Origin of the sequence: Niallia sp. FSL M8-0099 (assembly GCF_038006945.1) — a bacterium.
GTDB classification, from domain to species: domain Bacteria; phylum Bacillota; class Bacilli; order Bacillales; family Cytobacillaceae; genus Niallia; species Niallia circulans.
The window spans coordinates 1,918,689-1,943,613 of the sequence record NZ_JBBOWF010000002.1 but is presented as its reverse complement, the minus strand read 5'-3'; the positions used below and the strand labels follow the sequence as shown (position 1 = coordinate 1,943,613).

Annotated in this window: 23 protein-coding genes; 1 reads left to right on the top strand and 22 read right to left on the bottom strand. The window is 37.0% G+C overall.

The genetic code is table 11. The features are described from left to right. The 11 genes from NSQ92_RS24155 to NSQ92_RS24105 all read right to left on the bottom strand — a co-directional run bounded on the left by NSQ92_RS24155 (position 1) and on the right by NSQ92_RS24105 (position 12,503). The gene (locus NSQ92_RS24155; protein ID WP_341153276.1) at positions 1–918 is read right to left on the bottom strand and encodes a C40 family peptidase; all 918 of its coding nucleotides are present in this window, start codon (positions 916–918) and stop codon (positions 1–3) included. Further along, on the bottom strand, positions 915–2,015 hold the full coding sequence (locus tag NSQ92_RS24150) for a dipeptide epimerase (RefSeq protein ID WP_047944251.1): 1,101 nt from the start codon (positions 2,013–2,015) through the stop codon (positions 915–917). The genes NSQ92_RS24155 and NSQ92_RS24150 overlap by 4 nt, the downstream gene beginning before the upstream one ends. An 84-nt stretch (positions 2,016–2,099) precedes the next feature. Further along, entirely contained in the window at positions 2,100–3,020 is a 921-nt protein-coding gene (locus tag NSQ92_RS24145; RefSeq protein ID WP_328283228.1) for a S66 peptidase family protein, read from the bottom strand. Positions 3,021–3,103: 83 nt separating this feature from the next. Further along, positions 3,104–4,717, bottom strand: a complete 1,614-nt coding sequence (locus NSQ92_RS24140) for a peptide ABC transporter substrate-binding protein (protein WP_328283229.1) — start codon at positions 4,715–4,717, stop codon at positions 3,104–3,106. A 100-nt stretch (positions 4,718–4,817) separates the two neighbouring features. Then, positions 4,818–5,810, bottom strand: a complete 993-nt coding sequence (locus NSQ92_RS24135; RefSeq protein ID WP_047944255.1) for an ABC transporter ATP-binding protein — start codon at positions 5,808–5,810, stop codon at positions 4,818–4,820. Further along, positions 5,810–6,772: an ABC transporter permease gene (locus tag NSQ92_RS24130; protein WP_161798413.1), complete on the bottom strand. Its 963-nt coding sequence runs from the start codon at positions 6,770–6,772 to the stop codon at positions 5,810–5,812. Before NSQ92_RS24130 ends, NSQ92_RS24135 begins: the two co-directional genes overlap by 1 nt. 2 nt (positions 6,773–6,774) lie before the next feature. Next, on the bottom strand, positions 6,775–7,704 hold the full coding sequence (locus NSQ92_RS24125) for an ABC transporter permease (RefSeq protein WP_047944257.1): 930 nt from the start codon (positions 7,702–7,704) through the stop codon (positions 6,775–6,777). A 12-nt stretch (positions 7,705–7,716) separates the two neighbouring features. Further along, complete coding sequence (locus NSQ92_RS24120; protein ID WP_047944258.1) at positions 7,717–8,544, bottom strand: M55 family metallopeptidase; 828 nt, start codon at positions 8,542–8,544, stop codon at positions 7,717–7,719. A gap of 121 nt (positions 8,545–8,665) precedes the next feature. After that, a complete protein-coding gene (locus NSQ92_RS24115) occupies positions 8,666–8,989 on the bottom strand; it encodes a DUF3870 domain-containing protein (RefSeq protein ID WP_047944259.1) in 324 nt (107 codons plus the stop codon). A 324-nt stretch (positions 8,990–9,313) separates the two neighbouring features. Beyond that, positions 9,314–10,894: a histidine kinase N-terminal 7TM domain-containing diguanylate cyclase gene (locus NSQ92_RS24110; RefSeq protein ID WP_095257975.1), complete on the bottom strand. Its 1,581-nt coding sequence runs from the start codon at positions 10,892–10,894 to the stop codon at positions 9,314–9,316. Between the two features lie 220 nt (positions 10,895–11,114). Further along, positions 11,115–12,503, bottom strand: a complete 1,389-nt coding sequence (locus NSQ92_RS24105; protein ID WP_095257974.1) for a protoporphyrinogen oxidase — start codon at positions 12,501–12,503, stop codon at positions 11,115–11,117. Between the two features lie 296 nt (positions 12,504–12,799). Between NSQ92_RS24105 and NSQ92_RS24100 the strand changes: the two genes are divergently transcribed. Then, the gene (locus NSQ92_RS24100) at positions 12,800–13,222 is read left to right on the top strand and encodes an Rrf2 family transcriptional regulator (protein WP_047944262.1); all 423 of its coding nucleotides are present in this window, start codon (positions 12,800–12,802) and stop codon (positions 13,220–13,222) included. A gap of 40 nt (positions 13,223–13,262) precedes the next feature. Here NSQ92_RS24100 and tuaH read toward each other — a convergent pair whose 3' ends face one another. The 11 genes from tuaH to NSQ92_RS24045 all read right to left on the bottom strand — a co-directional run bounded on the left by tuaH (position 13,263) and on the right by NSQ92_RS24045 (position 24,886). Further along, the gene (gene tuaH, locus NSQ92_RS24095) at positions 13,263–14,429 is read right to left on the bottom strand and encodes a teichuronic acid biosynthesis protein TuaH (RefSeq protein ID WP_336044869.1); all 1,167 of its coding nucleotides are present in this window, start codon (positions 14,427–14,429) and stop codon (positions 13,263–13,265) included. A gap of 20 nt (positions 14,430–14,449) precedes the next feature. Then, positions 14,450–15,199 (bottom strand): teichuronic acid biosynthesis protein TuaG, encoded by a 750-nt coding sequence (gene tuaG, locus NSQ92_RS24090; protein ID WP_336044870.1) that lies wholly within the window; start codon positions 15,197–15,199, stop codon positions 14,450–14,452. A 15-nt stretch (positions 15,200–15,214) separates the two neighbouring features. Further along, entirely contained in the window at positions 15,215–15,880 is a 666-nt protein-coding gene (locus tag NSQ92_RS24085) for a hypothetical protein (protein ID WP_341153275.1), read from the bottom strand. Positions 15,881–15,909: 29 nt separating this feature from the next. Then, positions 15,910–17,349 carry an O-antigen ligase family protein gene (locus NSQ92_RS24080; protein WP_095257970.1) on the bottom strand — a complete coding sequence of 480 codons (1,440 nt, stop codon included), beginning with the start codon at positions 17,347–17,349 and terminating at the stop codon, positions 15,910–15,912. Positions 17,350–17,368: 19 nt separating this feature from the next. Then, on the bottom strand, positions 17,369–18,298 hold the full coding sequence (locus NSQ92_RS24075) for an NAD-dependent epimerase/dehydratase family protein (RefSeq protein ID WP_095322667.1): 930 nt from the start codon (positions 18,296–18,298) through the stop codon (positions 17,369–17,371). Beyond that, a complete protein-coding gene (gene tuaC / locus NSQ92_RS24070) occupies positions 18,295–19,524 on the bottom strand; it encodes a teichuronic acid biosynthesis protein TuaC (RefSeq protein WP_341153274.1) in 1,230 nt (409 codons plus the stop codon). Before tuaC ends, NSQ92_RS24075 begins: the two co-directional genes overlap by 4 nt. Positions 19,525–19,554: 30 nt before the next feature. After that, complete coding sequence (gene tuaB / locus NSQ92_RS24065) at positions 19,555–20,997, bottom strand: teichuronic acid biosynthesis protein TuaB (RefSeq protein ID WP_341153273.1); 1,443 nt, start codon at positions 20,995–20,997, stop codon at positions 19,555–19,557. Beyond that, the gene (locus NSQ92_RS24060) at positions 20,998–21,657 is read right to left on the bottom strand and encodes a sugar transferase (RefSeq protein WP_047944269.1); all 660 of its coding nucleotides are present in this window, start codon (positions 21,655–21,657) and stop codon (positions 20,998–21,000) included. 792 nt (positions 21,658–22,449) lie between these two features. Then, positions 22,450–23,244, bottom strand: coding sequence for an energy-coupling factor transporter transmembrane component T family protein (locus NSQ92_RS24055; protein WP_341153272.1), 795 nt, complete (start codon positions 23,242–23,244; stop codon positions 22,450–22,452). Further along, positions 23,241–24,098, bottom strand: coding sequence for an energy-coupling factor transporter ATPase (locus NSQ92_RS24050; RefSeq protein WP_144581011.1), 858 nt, complete (start codon positions 24,096–24,098; stop codon positions 23,241–23,243). The genes NSQ92_RS24055 and NSQ92_RS24050 overlap by 4 nt, the downstream gene beginning before the upstream one ends. Next, positions 24,083–24,886: an energy-coupling factor transporter ATPase gene (locus NSQ92_RS24045; protein ID WP_341153271.1), complete on the bottom strand. Its 804-nt coding sequence runs from the start codon at positions 24,884–24,886 to the stop codon at positions 24,083–24,085. The genes NSQ92_RS24050 and NSQ92_RS24045 overlap by 16 nt, the downstream gene beginning before the upstream one ends. Positions 24,887–24,925 lie beyond the last annotated feature (39 nt).

Here is a 24,925-nt window from a genome sequence, read left to right as displayed (position 1 = left end):
TTATTCCCAATATCTTCTTGCTACACATAATTCTTTTTCATAGATTGTATTTTCTAAAGGAATAATTTCGATTGTCTTTCCTGTCTTTGGGGAATGAAGCAATTTATTTTCTCCATAATAAATACCTACATGGTGGATATGTCCTTTCCCTTCCTCGTAAGCAAAAAACAATAAATCTCCTGGTTCCATTTCCTCTAAAGGAACATTTTTCCCTGCCTCTGCTTGCTCACTGGCATCTCTCGGTATCACATACCCATTCGCTAAGCACATACTGTAACTGAAACCAGAGCAATCATAACCGAACGAACTCATGCCGCCCCATAAATAGTCCAGTTTCAAAAATCGTTCTCCTTGTTTTACTATATCTTTCCCTGTTCCTTTACGGACATCTTGAAAAGAGGGATAAACGACTACATCCGCTGCTCTAATCCACCCTTCCCCAGAAGGTGTCGACACTTGAACCCATTCTCCTTCTTGTTTTTTTAGCGGGAGTCTCGTTTGAAAGGATAATGACAATATTGCATTTTTATTACCATCACATAACTCTGCTGCAGATGCTTCAACTATTGCAATCGGTCCACTTTGTAAAGAATAACCTTCCCTTTTTACAAGTTGTTTTTTAGGTATCCACCCCGGGTAGCCAAGCTGATTTTTCCGAGTTGCTTGATTGGGCAATGCTACATATGTCCAGTCGCCTTTTTCTTCCAATACATATACCTCTTGCCCATACAATACTTGTGATTGTACTAAGTTCTCTGTACAAAGCTCTAGTCCTTTTTCATAATCAAGACTCGCAATCCAGCTCTTTATATCACAAGGATTATCAATTGCCCCTGCGTCTATTTCTCTTGCTGAATATTCAGTTGTCCAGAGGGTAGCAACAGGAACATCCACTATTCTCACATCATATTTCGTCATCCCACATTCTCCTTTTCGTGTACAAGAATATGATTTATCCCTAAACCAAATTGCTTAGATAAAATGATGTTTCTTCCGTCATATTGAACACCGCCATCTACTATATCTCGGGCCAGCATCAGTGGTGCATCAAAGTCATAACGAGTTATATTCTTTTTACTTGCTGCAAAATGAGCCGCAGCAGTAATTCCTAATTTAGTTTCAATCATACTTCCGACCATACATTCCATTCCTGAAACTTCAGCTAAATGATTGATAATCTGGGCACGGTAGATGCCCCCTGATTTCATTAATTTAATATTAATTAAATCTGCACTGCGTGTTTTCAGCACCTCAAAGGCCTGCTGTGGAGTAAATACAGCCTCATCAGCCATAATTAATGTGTCTACTGAATCAGTTACCTTCTTTAAACCTTGGATATCATCCGCTTTAACTGGCTGTTCCACTAATTCGATATTAAGCCCTAAGTCCTCCATTTTTCGTATAGCTACAACTGCCTCTTTCGGGCTCCAGCCTTGGTTAGCGTCCAGTCTTAATTTAATTTCACTTCCTACTCTTCTTCTAATCTCTATTATTCTATTAATATCTGTTTGTATTTCATCTTTTCCCACTTTAATCTTTAATACATTAAACCCTTGTTTAACATAGCTCATTGCGTCTTCTCCCATTTCTACCGGGTCATTGACACTAACTGTATAATCTGTTTCCAATGTATTATTATATCCACCCAATAATTGATAAAGTGGCAGCTTACAATATTGAGAAAAACAGTCATATAGGGCCATATCAATTGCTGCCTTTGCACTCACATTTCCAACAAGTATTTGCTGGATTCCTTGAAGCAATAATTCAAGCTGCAAAATGCTTTTGCTCAATAAATAAGGTTTGAACACTTCATGAATGGATGCTTCGATGCTTTTTAGACTATCTCCTGTTATTACTAAAGTCGGCGGTGCTTCTCCCCAACCAACAATTCCGTTTTCGCATGTAATTTTTACATATACAGAATCAGCAATCGTTACAGTTCGTAACGCTGTCTTAAAAGGTTTAATTAATGGAACTGCGACACGGAATGTTTCGATTTTAGTTATTTTCACTATGTATCATCCTTATTTTTAAAATCTTGTTTTCTGGTGTTGCTATGCCAATTAACTTACTCTCCAGCTTTTACTTCTTCTAATTTATTCCACTCCGCTATCAATCATTAGTACTTTTTCATTCGTGTTTATTTCTGCATTAACCCCTAGCGGAATAGATATATGTGGCGAACAATGTCCTATTTTAAATCCCTTCATAGTTGGTTTCCCTGCTCTTTGAATATAGTGGTTGATCACTTCGTCTAACGCAAGCGACTTGTCTCTTTTGGGTTGACATTGATGAAAATCACCAATAATAATTCCGGCAGCATCTGTCAGCTTTCCAGCTTGCTGTAATTGATTAAGCATTCGGTCTACGGATCGCGGCTCTTCATTTATATCTTCTATCAGTAGAATTTTTGCTTTGGTATCTATTTCAAAAGGAGTACCGATCGAGCTTGTGATAAGAGAAAGGTTTCCTCCTGTCATCCTTCCTGAGGCTCTCCCTTCTACTAAAACATCCACGTTCGAGTACTCTTCTGTATACATTATTTCTTGCGGTTGAAATAATTGTTTTAATAAAGCTTTCGATAAAGGATGACAGTCTTCCATTCCAATATCCGAGGAAAGCATCGGACCATGAAAAGTTACTAATCCAGTTCTTTTAGCAATTGCAGTATGCAGAAACGTTATATCACTGTAGCCCCAAAATATCTTCGGATTTTGAGCAATGATGGAATAGTTAATTTGACTTGCCAATCTAGCGGTTCCATAACCCCCACAAGCACAAATAATTCCCTTTACTTCTTGATCTAAAAAAGCATTTTCTAAATCTATTAATCTGGCTTCATCTTCTCCTGCTAAGTAACCGTATTGATCGTAAACATGTTGTCCAACCTTTACTTTTAACCCTAATTCCTCTTCCAAATACTGGATGCCTTTTTGTAAAGAATCGGGCGATGGCGGACTAGCTGGAGCAATAACGGCAATGGTATCTCCTTTTTTTAAACGTTCCGGCTTTATCACTTTTATTATCCCTTTCTTTTTTCGTTTTTTTAATGCTTTAAGGAAAGAAGGGATGCCTTTTGTTCATCCCTTCTGCTCTCTTCTTATTTTTTATCCGCCCATTTTAATTCAAGGTATCCAACCGGATGACGAACAATTCCCGTCACACTGTCGTTTTGTAAATACACATAGTTATAGAAATGAATAGGGAAAATTGGTGCCTCATCCAACAGTAATTTTTCTGCTTTATACATTAATTCAAAACGTTTTGCTTCATCCGATTCATTTTTAGCATCTTTAATTAATTGATCATATTCCGCATTTGACCAACCTGTTCTATTCATTGCCAAACCAGATTGGAAGTTTTCAAGAAAGTTAATCGGATCTCCATAGTCTGCAAGGAAAGAGCTTCTGGATAATTGCAGCTTTAGTGCAGTTTGTTCTTGCGTAAAGACACTTGCTTCCATATTGGCAAGCTTGACGTCTACGCCAAGATTATCCTTAAACATTGCTTGTAAAGCTTCCGCTATTGCTTTATGAGTATCACTAGTACTATAGGTAAGCGTTACTTCCGGCAAGGTTGTATATCCTTCTTCCTTCATTCCTTGTTCAAGCAGTTTCTTTGCTGCTTCCACATCTGTCTTTATTAAATCTCCACTCGTTTCACGGAAATCCTTCTCGTCATTGTCCAAGTATCCATATGAAACAAAGCCATAGGCAGGTTTCTCTTGATTTTTTGTTACATAATCGACGATTTGCTGTTGATCAACAGCTAAAGCAAAAGCTTTACGAATATTTTTATTTGTGAACGGCTCTTTTGTCACATTAAATCGATAAAAATACGTTCCTGCCTGGTCTTCTACTTTAACTTTTCCTTCACTAAATAACTGCTCACTTAATTCTGCTGGAACATCAGAAACATCCAATTCCCCATTTTGGAACATTTGATACTCTGTATTGGAATCATCCACCATTGCCCAGTGTATTTTATCTAACTTAACGGTATCAGCATCCCAATATTTTTCGTTTTTCTCCATTTCAAAATAGCTGTCATGCTCCCATTTAGTTAATTTAAATGGACCATTTCCTACAAATGAATCTGCCTCTGAAAACCATTCTGGATTTTCTGTCGCTACCTTTTCATTAATCGGAAAAAATGCAGGATTAGTGATAACATTTAGAAAATAAGCTTGCGGGTTTGTTAAGGTAACTTCAAGCGTTTTTTCATTAACTGCTTTAAGTTTTACATCCTCTGCTGAACCTTCTCCGTTTGCATATGCTTCTCCCCCCTCAATAAAATAACCAAGGAAAGCAGCTGGCGATTTCGTATCTGGATTTAACAATCGTTTCCAAGCAAAGACAAAATCACCCGCAGTAACTGGATCTCCATTAGACCAATTTGCATTCTCTCTTAAATGGAAAGTGTATACTTTTCCGTCTTCTGACACATCCCATTTTTCAGCTATAGCCGCTTGAGGCTCATGATTGTTATCCAATCGTGTTAACCCCTCCATTAAATTGTTTAAAGCTGTCCACGAAACACTATCAAAACCAATCGGCGGATCGAAGGAACTAGGCTCTTGTCCATTGTTTAAATTTAATACCTTTTCTTTCGTTTCCCCAGTCGCCTTTTCCTTTCCTGCATCACTATTTGCTGTACAAGCAGCAAGTGACAAAATTATCATCATAGCCAAAAAACCGATCGTTATCTTTTTCATCGTATTCCCCCCACATCGTTTTCATCTCATAATCTATAAAATGACTTTTTCTTTAAAGTCAAAAAATAGCTAAAAACTATATTTCGAAGATTTCCAATCGTTAAATCGTGTGCAATACCCGCCTTGCCCGCTCATCCTGCAGCCAGCAATTGACTTGATGTTGAGCACTCAAATTACTTTTTGACGGATACACTCTTTTGCACACTTCCATCGCATACGGGCATCTTGCCGTAAAGGAGCAGCCTTCTGGCGGAGAAAATAAATCTGGAGGAGTTCCGTCTATTGGCACCAGCTCTCCTTCCTGATCCAATCTTGGGACAGAATTTAGCAAGCCCTTTGTATATGGATGCTGGGGAGAATAGAAAATATCTCTTCTATTCCCCATCTCCACTATTTTTCCTGCGTACATAACCGCTACACGATCAGCTACTTGAGCAACTACCCCTAAATCATGTGTGATTAGAATAATGGACACTTCTCTTTTTTGTTGAATCTCTCGGAATAAGTCCAAAATCTGTGCTTGGATTGTTACATCTAAAGCTGTTGTAGGCTCATCTGCAATTAAAATCTCTGGTTCACAAATCAATGCCATCGCGATCACTATTCGCTGTCTCATCCCTCCGCTAAATTGGTGAGGATATTGTTTCAATCGCATTTCGGGATTAGGGATGCCAACTAATGTAAGCATTTCAATCGCCTTATCTTTTGCTTCTGCTTTTGAAATCTGCTTGTGCTGTTTAATGCCTTCCATAATCTGATCTCCAATCGTCAGCGTAGGATTTAAAGCTGTCATTGGATCTTGGAAAATCATAGAGATATCGGCACCGCGAATTTTTCTCATCTCTTCATCTTTCAGCTTGGTGAGATCCATCCCTTTATATAAAATAGAGCCGTCTGTAATTCTTCCTGGCGGACTCGGAATTAATCGCATAATCGTTTGCGATGTAACGCTTTTTCCACAGCCAGATTCTCCAACAATGGCTAAAGTTTCCCCCTTTTCCAAAGAAAAATTGACTCCTCGTACCGCTTTTACCTCTCCTCCATAAGACGCAAAAGAAACATGAAGATTACGGATTTCTAGTATTGTCGTCATTATTTTCCACCCCTCAGCTTTGGATCAAGAGCATCCTGGAGTCCATCCCCTAATACATTGAAAGCAAACATCGTAAGCGATATAAATAAGGTTGGAAAAAACAGCCTCCACCAATGACCTGTTAAAATAGCAGATAATCCTTCATCTGCCATAACCCCCCAGCTTGTTAAAGGTGCTTGAATGCCAAGTCCTAAAAAGCTTAAAAACGCTTCTGCAAATATTGCAGAGGGAACTGTTAAAGTCATTTGAACAATTATCGGGCCCATTGTATTTGGAAGGAGGTTTTTTCTAATTATTCTGTAAGTTTTAGCTCCAAAAGTTTTCGATGCTAAAATAAATTCATAGTTTTTTATTTGAAGAACTTGTCCTCTAACTATGCGGGCCATTCCAACCCATCCTGTAATAGACAAGGCAATAATAATAGATCCTAGTCCCGGACCCATCACAACAGACATTAAAATAACGATTAATAAATATGGGAGTCCATATAGTACTTCTACTATTCTCATCATGATGTGATCCATCTTGCCACCCTTGTATCCCGATAGCCCACCGTAAGCAACTCCTATCAAAAAATCAATGACGGCAGCTGCAATCCCAACAAACAACGATATTCTGGCCCCATACCAGGTTCTTGAAAAGACGTCTCTGCCCAGACTATCTGTCCCAAACCAATACTCAGAAGAAGGCGGCTGATTTTGATTAATAAGCTTTTGCTCCGAAATCGAATGGGGAGAAATTATCGGACCAATGATAGACATAATAATTAATAAAATTAAGAAAAAAAATGCTCCCATCGCTAATTTATTCTTCCAAAGATTTCTCCATGCTTCTTGCCAATAGGATAGGCTTGGACGAACAACGGCTTCAGCCTCCCCATGCTGTTTCTCTATTGGTACAAACCATTCATCAAGAGCAATATCGTCCTTTTTTTCATACATTGTTTCTTGACGTAAGCCCATTGCTAGCCCTCCTTCTTCTGAAGTTTTATTCGCGGATCCAATATGCCATATGCTAAATCAACGAGGAACAGCATAATAATTAAAATGGTACTGTAAAAAATAGTCGTCCCCATAATAACAGGATAATCACGATTATTAATACTATCTACAAAGTATTTCCCCATACCAGGAATCGCAAATATTTTTTCAATCACGAAGGTACCAGTCAAAATACTGGCCGCCAAAGCACCTAATAAAGTTACAACTGGCAAAAGAGCATTGCGCAGGGCGTGTTTGACAATTATTTTGAATGGAGAAAGTCCCTTTGCCTTAGCTGTTTTTATATAATCTTGTGTTAATACCTCTAGCATGCTCGTTCTCGTTAACCGAGCAATAATGGCAGTTGGACCTGTCGCAAGTGCTATCGTTGGTAGAATCATATGCTTCCAGCTTGACCAAGTAGCTGTTGGGAGTATCCTCCAATTAACAGCGAACTGTTGAATCAACATGGTTGCTAAAACAAAGTTAGGAATGGAAATTCCTATTACTGCTATTGTCATCGCTGCATAATCGATGACCCCATTGTGTTTAAGGGAGGCAATTACGCCAAGTGTTATCCCCGAAATAACCGCGACTATTAAGGAAACCATGCCAAGTTCAAAAGAGACAGGAAATCCTCTTCCAATCATTTCATTTACTGTCTGCGATGATTTTTTTATCGAAATGCCAAAGTCAAAGGTTGCTATTTGTTTTAAATACATACCATATTGAACAATGAGCGGTTTATCTAAATGATATTGCTCTTCTAAATTCTTCTGAATCGCGTCATTTGTCGTTCTTTCATCATTAAATGGAGAACCAGGTGTAAAATGCATTAAAAAGAAAGTAATCGTAATAATGACCCATAACGTCACGAGCATCGAGAAAAAGCGCTTAACATAATAAGATTTCATCGGTCTCACCACCTAACAAAATGTTGTTCTCATCGCAAGTTCAGTCATAACCAGCATAGCTTGATATGCTTCTAAGATGTTTTTTGCTTGAAAACGAACAATTGTAGTACCAGGCTCTATCTCGGTTCCCGGCATTAAATGAGCCCATTCAGCTTGTCCATAGTTCGCAAATTCGATGCGGAGCAATGGAGTAGCAGGTGGTACTAAAGGCTTTACTAAGTGCTTTTTTTCTAACGCTTCCCTTGTCTTTTCTTTTAGCAATTCTCCAGCCTGGGCAGGAGTTAAACTCATCGCTGCTGATCTTGAAATACTATTTTTCACAATCGCTGTTGTTACATTAGGAATTAGCTGCTCTGCTTCTTGTGCTGCTTGATCGTCCCCTGCTACAAGAATAATTGGAACACCAAAATATCCTGCAACATAAGCATTAAATCCTAATTCTCCAACAACAACGTCATCTATGTACATATTACGGACTCCAAAAATCATGCTATGGGTCATAACACCAGGAACAGAAGCTCGCGCATGATATCCGACAAAGATTGCCCCGTCATAACTAGCATCAAGCCCTTGCACCATTGAATATGGCTTCACATCCCCTGTTATTAACTTTGTTTTTGGATGAAATCTTTCTATTAATAAATTATTCATTTTACTATGGCTGTCATTTACAACCACTTCTTCTATGCCTTGATCAAATAGACTTGTGACAACATAATTTGCTTCATCTGTCATCAAGATACGGCTTCTTTCATAATTTAGCTTATTAGAATCAACCTGTGTGTGATCAATTAACCCTGTTATTCCTTCCATATCAACTGACATATAAATTTTGCCCATTTAGAAAAACCTCCCACATTTTTTTGATCCATCTTATTTGTACAAAATAAAAAAATCCAGCTAACAGAGAAGTAAAATCTCTATCAACTGGATTTTCTCTGCGTATAACAGAAAAAGCAGTTTATACTAATTCTTTTAATAGTTGTTTATATTTAATATGGGCATTCTTAAAAGCAACCATAACTGCTTTTTGAGAAGATCCAAAATAACGATTTTCAACTTCCTTTAAAACGGTGTCTAAATCTACCATCGATTTCCCGACAACAATAGACTTAATGAAGGAAGAGGTTATATTGATAGTGGAAGAACATTCTGCATCAATAATTGTATGAGAGACTCTATCCACCACTAATGCAATAAAAAAACCATTGTATTGCTGCATAATGGCATTATTAGAGGATGTTTTACTTTCTCCAATAATATATATGGTATTTGCATGATACATGTGATACTCCTCCTATAAACATCTGGATATTGCACGAGATATTTATGAGATCATCATAAACATTCGAAGCAATGCATATGTCGTAAGAAAAGGGCTCTGTCTTGAATAACAGCAAAACTAACAAACTTTTCTCTCTATCATTTTGACCTAGACGAAAAAAGATAGATTTAGATTATATAAAAAATTGTAATACACCACTCTTTTTTACGCAATACATTTTTGAGTATTTTCTAAATATTTTAACAAATGGTGTAAGAAAAAATAACATTATTAGAACACCACCGCTAACATCCACATACCGTATGAGGGGACTCCCTTCCTATATTATTTTCCTTTTACTAACGGAGAAGAGTCTAATTTAATGTATTCTCCATTTTCTACTACACAAACGGTATTTCTTCCCTCTCTTTTAGATGCATATAGCGCTTCATCCGCCTCGCTTATCAACGGGGTAAGAGCTAGACAGTTTTCCTTTATAGCTACACCAAAGCTCGCAGTAATATTAATTACTATTTCCTTATAATATAAAGGGGTTTCTGCGATTACCCTCCTTAATTTCCCAGAAATAGAAATGGCTGAATCTGCTTCTTTTCCAAATAGAAAAAGAATAAATTCCTCTCCACCATATCTGCCAAAAACTCCATTCTTAGGCACAAGAGCTTTACTTAGAGAGGCAATATGCTTTAATGCTTCGTCTCCCCCAAAATGTCCATATGTATCATTTATTTTCTTGAAATGATCAACATCAAACAGGATAACGGCTATCTTTCTATGCTTGGTAAGCATCTCTTCAGCAATTGCTGTCACATAGGCACGATTAGATATTTGTGTCAGACTATCTGTGTATGCCAATTTTGTTAAACTGAGCTGTTCCTTCTTTTGTTCCGTAATATTCGTAAATATAATCGAAATACCAACAATAGCTGACTCTCCTTTTTTAATCGGAGAGATCTTAACTTGATAATATTCCGTTGCTGATTTATTAGTCCTCTCTACTTCCGATATGACAGAATCCGTATCGATGTTTTTTAGCAGCCCAAGAACCTGATCATCCAACCCTAATACAGCTGCTATGTGTTTTCCTGTTTTTACATCCGAAAACAACCTAGAAGCAGCCTTATTAAAATCTTTTAGATGATATGTCTGATCTAAAACTAATACTGCATCTCCCATACTTTCAAATATATAATCTTTTTCTATTGGCGGAACCAGCAAAAATTTCGTAGATATAATGGCATATAAATAGAGAGAACTAGAAAATAGCATGGCAATTGGAACAGGATCTAAGCCGTTTGGAGTAAGTCCTATCAAATAAGAAAAAGACGCGCCAACAGGGACAAGAATTCCTGTCAATAGTATGGCTACTTGTTTTGTTTGCCTAGATTTCTCTTTAAACCAATAAATCAATAGTAATATAAAGGCAATGGCAGACGTTCCAAACGAATAAGCACCATGTAGTAAATACCATTGTCCCATTGTAATTTGCATGAGAGGAGTTGCGTTTCGATATTCTAAATATACAGATTGATAGAATAAATGATGATAATCATTTGTCGCAACGAGTAAAAAGGAAAGCGCTGGGATTAAATAATAGAAAAAATACATTTTTTTATTTAAATGCCTATCGTAGCCGATATATTGTAAAACAAGAATTAATGTAGCTGGTGCCGAAAACGGCATACCTAAATACTGAACAGCTGTCCAAAATTTCATTTCTTCTATCGTTGAGCTGGCAAGACCTAATGCATACCCAAATGCATAAATAGCATTAAAACAGGAAAACCATAGGAATGTTCGCATTCCTTCAAATGCCTGTCTATTCATATACGCAATAATGGCTAATATCACATGCAATGCACCCGACATCGTGATTAAAACAATAAATACCATGACAGTATGATCCATTACTTTTGCTCCTGTATCCTCATCATCTGGCTTTTGTTCATTTAGTTAGTTCCTCTTTTCTTTATGTTCTTCCACCTATTATAAATCTTGTGAAAACCCGTTACTAGATTAAGAAATTAAAAATCGGCTATTTTACAAAATAAATAGCAAGCGATTGCTCCATCTATCAAATCATTTCACAAAAAAAACAGAGCCTTCCTACTATGGCTCTGCACTTTTCTTATTCTATGGAATGCAAAATTTTCTTAGCTGTTTCTTCCCCATTCGCTATACATGCTGCAATTCCTACTCCATAGTAGGAACAACCAGCTAGATGCACATTAGGATATAAAAGAGCTAAGTCTTGGCTAAGTTGTTCTACTGCTTGCTTATGTTCTAATGAGTAAACAGGCATCGCATTAGTCCATTTTGTCACTTCATAACTTTTAGGTTTGGAAGTAATTCCAAGACTTCTCTCTATATCCTTTCTAGCCTCTTGGATTAGTTCCTCTTCTGTAAGGCTATTTAGCCGTTCATAGGCTGGATTTGTTTTTTTATAGAATAGACGCAATAATAGCTGATTATTCTTCGATGTATGCTTCCACTTTCTACTTGTCCACGTACAAGCATTACAAACAATGTCACTATCTCCTGCGACTATAAAGCCTGTACCATCTTTAGGCAGTTCATCATCGGAAATATCATAGGACAAATATAAGGTGATATTGGACGAATTTTTCAGCTTGCTAAAGACAGGATTTAATTCATCCTTCCTTAAAATATGCTGTGTTACATTGTGGGGAGTAGATAAGACAACCATGTCTGCCACTTCTTCTTCCCCATTGGATAATTGAACTTTATATTGGTCTGCTTCCTTATTTATTCGTGTAACAGCTATTCCCTTTCTAATGGATACATCTTCTAATACCTTCTCCAGTCGATCAATAATTGTAGATAACCCATCTTTAAAAGAAATAAATTTCTTATTCGCAGCCGATTGAAACGATTCTTTATTCTTCCCTAGCCCACGGATAATGCTTCCATACTTTTCCTTATATTCGAGCAGATAAGGTAGAGTGGAGCCCATTGTTAACGAATAAATATTTCCAGAGTAAACGCCCGCAAGAACTGGTGCAATCTGCTTTTCTACGATTTCCTTTCCCAGATAATACTCTAAAAATTCACCAATGGAGGATTCTCTCGTAAAGCTTGACTTAGTACGAAAAAGATCCTTTAAAGCCTCTAGCTTTCCTCGAGTGGAAAGTAGTTCACTTGTAAAAAGAGCTTCTAATGTCATCGGAATACCGAAAATAGAATCCTTGGGAATTTCTAATAATTTGTTTTGTGTATGAATATAAGATGTCCCTGTTGCGTTATAAACAATTTCTTCTTCTAAATTAAGTTCCTTAACAAAGGGAAGAACATTTTTATTGCGGGCAACAATGGAATCTGCTCCTGTTTCCATAAGCAGATCATCTTTTGTAACCGTATGGATTTTCCCGCCTAGGTAGTCATTAGCCTCCACTAAAACTAGTCGAAGTCCTAATTGTCTTTCTCTATTTTCCTTCTGCAAATAATACATGGCAGATAATCCTGTTATCCCACCACCTACAACTAAAACCGTTTTCACTTTCTTCCACCTCTTTTAGCAAAATTCCCTCTTCTAAATACCTTCTTATTAATAGCTTTTTTTATTATAAAGCATCATGACCATTTTCTTTCTCACCATCATCGCCTTTTTTGTGTCTATTTGTTCACAATTTAATCGCAAATTAGCTGATTATGCCCTTATATTCCATTGTATAATAATAGTAGCCACGTAATGTAAGCGCTTCTCTTCGGATTCGCTATCAATTTTATCAACGCAACAATTATAACGTATTCCTAATGAATGACAAAAAATTTGATTGGTGGTGTTTATCTATTATGGCTAACAGCCGGCTATCTGTTGCTATTCATATCCTATCTTTAATTGCCTCGAAACCATACGAACAAATAACCTCTGATTCTATTGCAGAAAGTGTGAATACAAATCCTGTAGTGATAAGAAGAATGTGCGGACTTTTGAAAAGAGGAGGAATGCTAACGAGCAGAGCAGGCATTTCTGGGGCATCCTTATTAAAACCTCCTGCTGATATTACCCTTTTAGACATTTATTTAGCCGTTCAATCAAAAAGTGAATGGTTCGCAATACATGATCATCCAAATCACCGTTGCCCGATAGGAAGCAAAATTCATCCAATCTTAAACCAGACTTTTTCTACCATCCAACTAACAATGGAAAAGGAATTAGAACATATTACATTACAAGATATAATGGATGAAATGGAAATATACAGTAAAATTTAGCCTGAATAAGAACGACAAAAAAACTAGCCATCAGGTATCCTCATCTGCTAGTTTTTTTGTCGACTTGGATCATCTCTTGGAAGATATTCTCCCAATCTTTTAACATGGCAAGTTGCTTTCTTCTGCTCTGCCACGCTTGGCTACCAGCATTCTCTGCCATCTTTTCACAGGCATGAATAAATTGATTCACTTCTGTCTCCCCTAGCAAAAGTTCATAAACGCCTCCTTCCACATATCCTTTTGTTGAAGGCAAGTTCATCCCTATCACTGGTTTTCCAGCAGCAAGAAATTCAAAAAGTTTTAATGGAAAAATAGCCTTATTATATGGAGTATCCTTATATGGCATAATCCCTATATCAAGCATATGCATATAAGCAGGAACCTGATTTCTCGGGACACTTCCCATCCATCGAATATTTGGTTCCTTCAATAATTTCATAAATTCCGGGCTGTTATTCGTTCCATCAGGTCCAACTAATAAAATGGTCCAATCTCTTCTTCTTTGTGCAATTTGCTGGATTAATTCAAAATCAAGTTTTGGTTTAATCCCACCAATGTACCCAATCATCAGCCCTTCTTTCTCAATAACCGGCTCCCTATTCTTCTGTTCCTGAAAAAGCTCGTATTCTACTCCGTTTTCATACGTAAAAATCTTGTCTCGATAGGCTGGTGTTCTACTTATTATTTCCGCCGCTAAAAAGCATGAAGTACAAGTAATATAACTTGCTTTTTCAACAATTGTTTGTTCACTTTGATAGATGATCTTTTGCTTTAAATAAGAAAGGAAAGAAAATTTCCCGCTCAATTGTTCTGCCCATAAATCACTGCAGTCATAAACGATTTGATCCCATGAATATATCTTATACAAAGTCGGAAAAGCAGGATAGGTATACCATAAATTCACCAAATAATTCCCTTTCTTTTCTGCTAAATAATTACTTAAACTTCGGAGCTTCTTTTGGTAGAAAAAAGGGATAAATCGAGCGAAACGTTGTACTTTATAATTTCCCAAATCACTGATTATCCACTGGTAAATACCATTTTCTAACCTCGTTACTTCTGATGTCTGTTTTTCCCCTGGACATAACCAGATTACTTCCTCAGTTTCCTGCTGCTTTTGCAGAAACTCTGCAAATCGATGTCTTCGATAAGTCAAATTGTCTAAATTCCAAACGCCAGTTGCAACGATAACATGGATTGTTCTCATTTTCTATGCTCCTCTACCTTCTACAGTCTCTTCCGAATAGCATTATAAGCATAATGAGAAAAATACCAGGATGACTGCAAGAAATTTAACTGCTCTATTTGACGATAAACATGCCAATTATTTTTTGCTGCTTTCCATTTATTTTTAGAGATAGAATCATTTCCTACTCTATATTCTGCTAATATTTCGTTTAAGCCAAATGCACGGAAACCTCGCTTCAAAATCATTAACCAAGTTGCTAGATCCTGCCGAGTACGGATGTTGGGCATTTGAAAATCCCCTACTTGATCACGATCAATTAGAACAGTCAGACAGCCAACAATTGTATTTTTTAGCATGGTTTGATAATCCACTTGCTCAGGAACCCGAACATATTTATTGATCCGCTCTCCTTTTTGATCAATACACTCATAAGCAGTAAAAGTGAAAGCATACTGATTTTCCTTCATATATGCTAGTTGAACTTCAAGCTTTTCTTGTTTCCATCGGTCATCACTGTCTAAAAAGGCAATATATTTTCCACGCGCATGCTCAAGCGCCATATTCCGAGCAACAGCAGCTCCTCCATTAACCGTTTGGTAAAAAACTCGAATTCTCTCCTCTACTTTTTCCCATTCTTTTAATACCTCGACTGTGCCGTCTGTGGAATGGTCATCAACAATGAGCAGTTCCCAATCTGTGTATGTTTGTTCCCTAACAGACTGGATGCTAAAAGATATATACTCTTTACAATTATAGGAAGGCATAATAATGGATACAGATGGAACCATCTCCCACTCACCTCTTTATTCGATCTCGGATTTTAAGAACACCGGATAAATTATCCATAAACAACTGAGCATGATGCCGATCATTACACCCATTAGCGCTCGATCTTGGGGAGAGATTACACGATTATCCCCACTTATTGCTGCGACATCCTTAACTAACATTGCTGGCTGCATATTTACTTGTTTCGTTTTTAGTTCATATAGAAACCGTTGTTGATCAACAGCTGATTCTGCTTGAACAGGTTTTTCTTGGAGCTGATCAATGCTTTCTGAGATAATTTCATCTTTTTCTTGATAATACTGTTGATCCATTTCTAAAAAGGCGGTCACTAATTTTGATAAGGAATATACGGCTTCTTGTTCACTTGGACCAGTAAGTGTAAAGCTGATCTTTTTAGGGGTATCCGCAGAAATAAGAAGCTGTTCCTTCTCTATATCGACATTGGGTAAATATTGTACAAAAGTCGTTTCATTTCTTAATAAGGATGCAATTACTTCACTGTTGTTCAAGTATTCATTTTCATAATTCCCTAGTAAAATAGCGGCCTCTGCTTTAACTGCTCCCCTTTCTTTCCCAGCTGGGACAAACCATCCTATTGCTCCTAAAAGGACACTAAGCAATAATAAAGGAATAAAATATTTTTTCCATCTAGCTGCTATAATTGATAAAACAGACCTCACAAACGAACTCTCCCTTTCTGCTATGAAAGTTAAGATTCTAGCTTTCTATTTTTATAAACAGACAGAGTACATAAAATAAACCCAAGAAATACCCAATGAAAATATAAGTTCATCACAGAGCTTGGGCTGATACTCGAAATAACGAATGCTACCATTCCGATCATACACGCCTCTAACAACATTTTATCGGTACCGCTGTCCGCCTTCTCGTATGCTCGATAGAATGATATAAATGCATAAATCAATATCATTAAGTAGCCAAACAAAATCATTAACCCAAAGTTGCCGGCGATTTCAGCATACCAATTATGCACTTGGTAGACATTTCCTGTTGGAAAATAACTCTTATACTCCAGATAATAAGGAATATTTCCTGCTCCGATTCCAAATCCATAAGAATCGAGCAAATAAGAAAACGTATTTCTTAAAAGATTGATTCTCGCTAAGTTTGATGGTAACACTTCATTAAGCTCATATTGTCCGGCTAACTCTATAAGACTCTGAATTTTACTAAATCCTCTGTTAGCAAACAAAATCCCTCCTAGTATTCCTACTCCAAGACTAATTCGCAATATTAGTTTCTTCCACCACTTCGGAATGATCAGGAATATATACACTAATCCGCCTCCTGCAAGGGCAAGTATTCCAGCACGTGATTCCGTTAAATAAATAAGCAGGAAGACTAGGACGCTTAAAACAAACATAGATCCCTTCAGCATTGTTCTCTTGGTATTTTTTACAACAGCTAAAAAGAAGAAAAAAGAAATGCCTAAATAGACAGCAAAATCATTTTGATTGTAAAAGACGGCTGTTGGATACGATAGTTTATAACTGGAAGCACCATACAGACCGGAACTTGGTAATTGAATAGAAAAGAAATAATTCACGAATCCTATTCCCACTAATAAAATGGTCATTCCAAGCCATCCTGCCAAAAAGTACTTTAGCTGTTGCCGTGTTTTAAATGTCACATTCGCTAAATAGACAAATGCTATTCCCATTACCAATAAGGACATGTATTTAAGGGAAGCAATAATAGAAATAGACCAAAGAATCGAAATGGTTCCATAAAGAATCCATCCACCAAAGAACAACCAAATAAACGGTAGTCCACTGCGGTTAAAATCCTGTACCATCCTTTTTTTGTACAAAGCAGTACCCATATATAAAACAATTGCTAATAATAGCAATATTCTGTATAAGAAAACAGAAAAAGCACCAACTTTCACACTAAGAATGGATTGGTTAAGAAAAGTGGAAAGCAATAAGACATACATGACATTTTGAAATAACTGATCAAGTGTTATGACTGACTTCAAATATATTCCTAATTGAATCGCAATCCATATACATACGATGGGAAGCATCCAAGTTAATTGATACATCGTTGTCCAATATAAAACGGTAAGACAACCGATCCCTAATACGGTGAATCCTATTGTTTTGCTTACTGTACGGTTATTTCCCAACTTCTACAATCCTTCCTCCCTACTTTTGTAAAACTTGTTTAGATGAGAATAGCGTTTCTCTTAATCCATATTCTAAATTGGTTTGTGGCTGCCAATTCAGTTGTTGCATGGTCTGTTCATTGCATAAAATACTATGGAGAATATCGCCTTCTCTGTCTGCTTTATAAATCGGTTTTAATGGTACCTCGCTTATATCAGCTATCTTCTCCCAAAGTTGATTTATCGAGATTCGGTTATTGGATGAAATATTCAGGCAAAGATTTTCGTCCTGCTTTAACGCATGTAAATTTGCATTCGCAACGTCTTTTACATAAATGAAATCTCTTGTTTGTTCTCCAGAACCATAAATAATTGGTGGTTTTTCTTCAAAAACACGATCAACAAAAATAGAGATAACCCCGCCTTCTCCTTTACCATCCTGCCGCGGTCCATAGACATTGCTATATCTTAAAATTCCATACGAGAGTCCATATAATTTAGAAGCTAACTTCAAATATTTTTCGACCGTTAATTTTGTTAATCCATAGGGTGATTCCGGCAAAGTTGGATGTTCTGTCGTAACAGGGAGCTTCACTGGATTCCCGTATACAGCTGCCGAAGAGGCAAATAGTATTTTCCGGACGGAACCGCGAATAGCTGCTTTAATGACATGTAATGATCCTTTTACATTTACATTCTCATCATGTAATATGTCATGCACTGATTCTGCCACACTTACTTGGGCAGCTTGATGAATAATAAAATCAGGATTTAAGTCGACAATATAATCAATCACACGAGAATCCGTTATATCAAACGGGCATATTTTAACAGCTAAATCCTTTATATTCTCAAATTTACCCGTAGAAAAATTATCGATAACTATTACTTCATATCCTTCTTCTAACAAACTCTCTACAATATGTGAACCAATAAAGCCCGCTCCACCAGTAACAAGAACCTTGGTCATTTCGCTTCCTCCCAAAAGTGATTTAATTGATTAGTAGATTCTATCGACTTGCTCGCCAATTCTTGGTAAGTTCCCAGTAGTTTTTTAGCATTATCAACTGCAGAATAGTTATCAAGAACACGCTGATATAATTGTTCTGCAGCCTTGTCAAACAAGGCTGCATCAGCTGCTTGCTCTTTCACTCTTGTTACAATCTCTTGTACCGATCGAGGCTGAATCAGCAAATTGGTGTACTCTCCAAATAAATCAGGTATCCCGCCGACACTTGTGCAAATTGTCGGTATCTTCAAAGCCATCGCCTCTATAACAACGGTCGGTAATCCTTCCGAATAGGACGGTAAGATAAAAGTATCGCATGCTAACAAATAATCGCTTACTATCTCATTAGGAATTTGTCCTGCTAAGAATAATCGTTTATTATACAAATTATTTTTTTGCAGCTTTTCTTTTTCTGGGCCAGCCCCCACATAAACCACTACATAATCTTCCGGAAGATAAGATAACGCCTCTGCTAATTCAAAAATCCCTTTTTCTTTCACAAGACGCCCTACAAACAAAATGATTTTTTTATTAACAGGTAATGCTAATTCCTCTCTATAGCTCGCTTTTAAATTGGCTGCCTGCGGTAATTTAAATTTCGATAAATCAATTCCTATCGGTAACGGCATACATTTTCTCCCAGTTTTTGTCTCAGCTGCAGCAGCAAGATGTTCTCCTACGGCAATAACTTCATCTGCGGACTTTACCGTTTTTTGAAAAATCCGTTCCGCACTTCGACTAAATGATGGATAAATATGGACATCACTTCCATGTAATGTGAGCAGCCAAGGCTTTTTACATTTAGCGGCAACAATTCTTGCTGCCCCTCCCGAAGGCATAGCGAAGTGTGCATGGATCAAATCGACCTCTATGTTCTCTTTCTTCCAAGTTTTAAGAATACATTCTGCAATGCGCTTATCTGGCTGGAACCAGCGAAGTTGACCAGGTGTCGCCCTATACACAGGCCTATATATGTTTATGCCATGCCTTTTCTCTAAATATGGATAGTTCTTTTTATGATATTTTTTCTTCCATAGTCGAAAGAAAAAAGGATTTAATGGAACTGGATTAATAACTGTTATATCCACTCCTAAAGAGGATAATGCTCTTACCTGTGTTTCATGAAACACCCCGCTTCCAGGGTTATCTGCACTAGGGTAAACACTCGTTATCCACAATACTTTCATGATACACATCCTATCGTTCAGCTTATTCCTTTATTGATATTCTTCTCGAAATGCTACATGCTTTAATGCATGCAGTAGCAGCAAATAACTAATCCCGCTTATCAACACAGACCATACAAGTGCCCAAACCAAATTATTATGAATAGAAATCATTTGCGTTTTTGACAGGAATGCAATCCCACTGCTGACCACTGCAAGAATAAATGGCAGCAGCAACACTTTTACATAACTTTTTAGCTGAAGCCCGATCATTCTAGTTAATAGGATTCTCCCACCGATAAAATTAAGAATACTTACACCCACATATGTCCATGCTACTATTTCCAGCTGATTACTCCGAACTGCTGCTAATAATGCTAAACCATAACAAACTAATACTCCTAAGTCCCAATAAAAAGCAATGTCTGCTTTTCCCTTTGCTAATATAATGCTCCCATTGGGATTCATAAGAACCCTTAGAATTCCTACTATAATCATAACTTCCAAAACAGGAACAGCCGCCATCCATTGCTCTCCAAAGAAGAGTGGGATAACTAAATCTGCAACAGCATAGAGCCCTAATAACAATGGAAACGACACAATTGCTAATAATTTGGTCATATATAAATAACCACTCTCTAATGCCCGATTATTATTTTTATCTTTCGCAAACACCGGAAAGGCAACTCTCGTTATAATAGGATTTAACTTAAGAACGGGAATAGTTATAATTTGATAGACTAGGTTATAAATCCCCAATGCTTCCATGCCCATAAATCTTCCAATCAACAACATATCCATATTGCTTCCTAAACGATTTACGAGCCTAGATAAAAGCTGATACACGCCAAAAGAGAAAAATTCTTTACATGCTTTGATATCTAGCACAAGGCTTGGTCTCCACTTTGGAAAGTAACAAATATAAAAAAGAATCCCTTTCAAGGAATAAAGGCAAACCTGTGACCATACATAAGCATTAACTGGATTTTGCTTTAAAAAAAGGAGCAGTCCAATTAAGAGACTAAAGCTTAAAACATTAGATATCGTTTCGATCTTTCCTAATGTCTTAAACGATAAGTCTCGCTGCATTAAGTACTGTGACTGCTGTCCTATAGGCGCAATCAAAAATACGATTGATAGTAATCTGACTTTTCCCTCTAACTCTTTTGTTTGAAAATAATCTGCAATAAAGGGGCTTGCTGCCTGCATAAGGAAACAAATAAATATTCCTAAAAGAACATTTATCCAAAAAAGGGTAGATAACTGCCTTTCTGTTGCATGATGTTTTTGGATGACTGCAGCCCCTAAACCTAATTCAACAAAAATTTGTGCAAAGATGCTGATTGTCGTCAGCATGCCAATCATGCCAAACTCCTTTGCACTCATGATATTGCCTAGTACGATAAACTGTCCAATCTGTAAGAGAGTAATAACGAACGTTGCTATACTGGTCCATTTTGCTCCACTGTTAATCTTGCTTTTTATGGAGTCCAATTATCTTGCACCCTCTCCTGTGAGCACCACTTTTATCGTCTTTACTAAAATTTTCATTTCTAAAGAAAATGTTACATTATTAATATATTGAAGATCGTAAGTTAGCTTTTCTCTTGGTGTGATGTCATACCCACCGTTTACCTGGGCAAGGCCAGTTAATCCTGGCTTTACTAGCAGCCTATTCGAAAAACCATCAATCTCCTTGCTAAATTGTTCCGTAAAAGAAGGTCTCTCCGGTCTTGGTCCAATAATAGACATATCACCTTTTAAAACAGAAAATAATTGTGGTAGCTCATCAATCCTTGTTTTTCTTATAAACGCACCAATTTTTGTAATTCTTGGATCATTTATCTCTGCCCATTTTTCTCCGTCCTTTTCTGCATCCATTCTCATCGATCGCAATTTAATTAAACGAAAGCATTTGCCATTCTTCCCAACCCTTTGCTGCACATAAAAGGGAGAACCCGGTGAATCTATGCGAATGAGAATAGCAAATAGAAGAATCAACGGGAGAGTTATAACAATACCTATACTTGCTATAAAGAGATCCATCATTCTTTTAAAAACTTGATAAAAGGAAACTTTTTTAGAAGATTTAAGGTTATTTGCTTGTACAATTGATATCTCTTTTAAAATATGGATACTCCTGTTAGCCTGCATGTTTTTTCACCTCAAAGTTTTATCTATCTGAGCTATCAGATTTAGTATAGGGTTCCAATGTTAATAAATCATTGAATCTATTTTAAGGAATAGTAAAGGATTGTAAATTTCCGATTGATTTTGTCATAAAATGGTGCATGCTAAACTGATTTGAATTACTCCTTTACTAAGCGAAGAGGGGAAGTATACATAAAAAGAGGGGGAGAAATAAGTATTTCAATCAAATTTAACCCCGAGCAATTATACGTACACACTAAAAAAATATTCGTATAATTGTTTGGGTTTTTTATTTATTTTAAGAAAGAAAGTTTGTGGTAATCACTCGCAGCCTGAATACACTTCGCTTTTCATGGGGCTACGCCTGAGCTTCCTCGTCACTGCGTTATGAATAAGGAAAAAGTAGATTCATATAAAAAGTTGGAACATGTACGGATTATACATTAAAAAAGGGGGAAATTAACAAACAAGAGTTCTCTGTGCTCGGAAGGAAGTGGAGCAGAGGAAAAAAGTAACAGAATTCCCCACATGCTGTATCTAAAATATAAATTTATTGAAGCTCCTATAGGAATCTGGAAGTGCTAGTTTAACTATGTACAAAAGCGGTGAATTTGTATAAATTTTTCCAAACGCTTAGAACCACCTTTATATAGAGAGGCGGGCATGATATCCTTAGGAAGATGAGCAGCTATTGATAATGCTGGCTTCTTGGCTCATTGATAACGCCCGCAGAGGCTCCATGTAAAGTTATTACGTTCCGTGAATAAAATAATTTTTTATACATTAGGTGATTTATTATCCGCTTAATAAAACCGTAATCACTCCAATAAAACATACACTACATAAACACCATGTATCTTGTTTCTGCCAATATATTCTTCGAAATGCCGAACGTTTTATTCCCGAACGGTATCCTTTAACATCCATCATATTAGCCATGTCCTCAGCCCTATTCAACGAACTTACAAATAAAGGAAGAAAAATAGGGACCAATGTTTTCATCTGCTGAAATAATGAGCCTTGGCCAAACTCCGTCCCTCTTGCCTTTTGAGCATCCATTACTTTTTGTGTTTCATCTAATAAGTTTGGAATGAATCGCAAGGAAATAGATAACATGATGCTAATATCATCTACAGGCATCTTAATAAAACGCAATGGAGATAGCAGTTTATTTATTCCATCTGTTAAATCGATTGGTTTTGTAGTTAATGTTAAGACAGTAGATAAAAATACAATAAGAACAAAACGACTAAAGATAAAAATTCCATTTATTAATCCATACTCTGAAATAGTAATTGGCCCCCATGCTATATATACATTACTGCCAGAAGTAAATAGTACCTGCAGTATTACGGTAAATAGAATGAGCCATATCATTGGTTTGACTCCTCGTACATAGGTACGGAAAGGAACTTGTGATAAGTGCATAATGAAAAGGGTAATCATCCATAAAAATAAGTAGGCTATCCAATTATCTGCTATAAATAGCATAGCTATAAGTAAAAGGACAGAAATCATTTTTGCCCGAGCATCCAACTGATGAAGCCATGATTCTCCCGGAAAATATCTTCCTAATATTAATTTATTCATACTAATCCCACCGAAACTAAAGCATCTGCTAATTCATCCAGCGTTAAGCAAACCCTTGGTAATTTTATTCCTGTTTCTTGTTCAATTTTCATTTGATAATACCGAGCCTGTGGCATTTCCAGCCCCCAACTTTCCAATAAAGCTGGATCTGAAAAAATCATTTTTGTTTTGTCCGATTTGATAATTTTTCCTTGATCCATTAAAATAACCTGGTCTGCGAATAAAGCCACATCCTCCATATCGTGTGTAACGAGAATAGTCGTTAAAGACGCTTGTTTATGCCAAGTAGCTAGAAGAGACATTATTTCCTTTTTCCCCTGCGGATCCAACCCAGCACCAGGTTCATCTAAAACAAGGACAGATGGCTCCATTGCTAATATTCCTGCAATCGCCACTCGCCTTTTTTGTCCTCCCGATAAAGAAAAGGGGGATTTTGATAAAACAGACTGCTCTAAGCCCACTAACTCAATCACCTGTGCAGCTTTTTCTTTCGCTTCTTCTAACGATACGCCAAAGTTAAGCGGACCGAAGCAAATGTCCTTTTCCACTGTTTCCGCAAATAATTGGGACTCTGGAAATTGGAACACCATTCCCACTTGCTTTCGGATCTTACGAATATTCTCTTTTTGGATAGGTGATTCTATCATTGTCTCTCCTATACGAATGCTTCCTTTTGTTGGAAGAAGCAAGCCGTTCAATATCTTTAATAGACTTGATTTTCCTGCACCAGTCCTACCGATAAGCGCTGTAAAAGTACCTGATTCAATAGTAAGATTTAAGGAGTTTAATATATTGGGTTTACGGATCGGCCCAATTTGATAATTGGCGGATACATCTTTTAATTCGATTCGCATATCCATCGCACCATTTCTTCTTCTGTCATATATTTATCCGGAACCACACACCCTCTATCTTTCAAAGATTCTCTGAGTTTCTCTGAAAATGGTTTTTCTAAAGTAGAATCTGTATAAAACAACTGAGAGGGACTTTCAATTTTTGTTATTCTCCCTTGTTCCATGACCATTACTCTATCAGCCTGTGCAGCTTCTTCCATGTCATGCGTAATGGATAGGATTGTCATTCCCTTATTTGTTAATTTGCGTATAATTGCTATTAATTCCTTGCGACTTCTTGGATCTAACATAACAAAGGCCTCATCCAATATAAGTACCTTGGGCTCTAATGCCAGCATTCCTGCAATTGCGACCCTTTGTTTTTGTCCACCTGATAATTGAGAAGGATCCACCATGCGAAAGCCGAGCATATCTACATCTGTTAGTGCTTGATCCACTCTTTCATGCATTTCTTCATAAGACATATTTATATTTTCCAGCCCGAAAGCCACATCATCTTCTACAGTTGTTCCAATGAATTGATTTTCTGGATTTTGAAAAACAATGCCAATCCCCTGAGCACCTTGCCCTTTCTTTTGACTAACTCCATTTATCTTAATTTTCCCTTCATCGGGTTGAAGCAAGCCAACAAGTAAATGAGCTAAGGTGGATTTCCCACTTCCATTATGACCAATTAGCGCTGTCCATTCTCCCTCTCTTAATAGAAAGGAGACATTTTCCACATGACTCTTATCATGCTTTTTATCATACCGAAAGCTTAATTCCTCCACTTCCAAAACGGTGCGCAAAATCAATACCCCCTCCATAGAAAAGCTTAAAATGCTAGC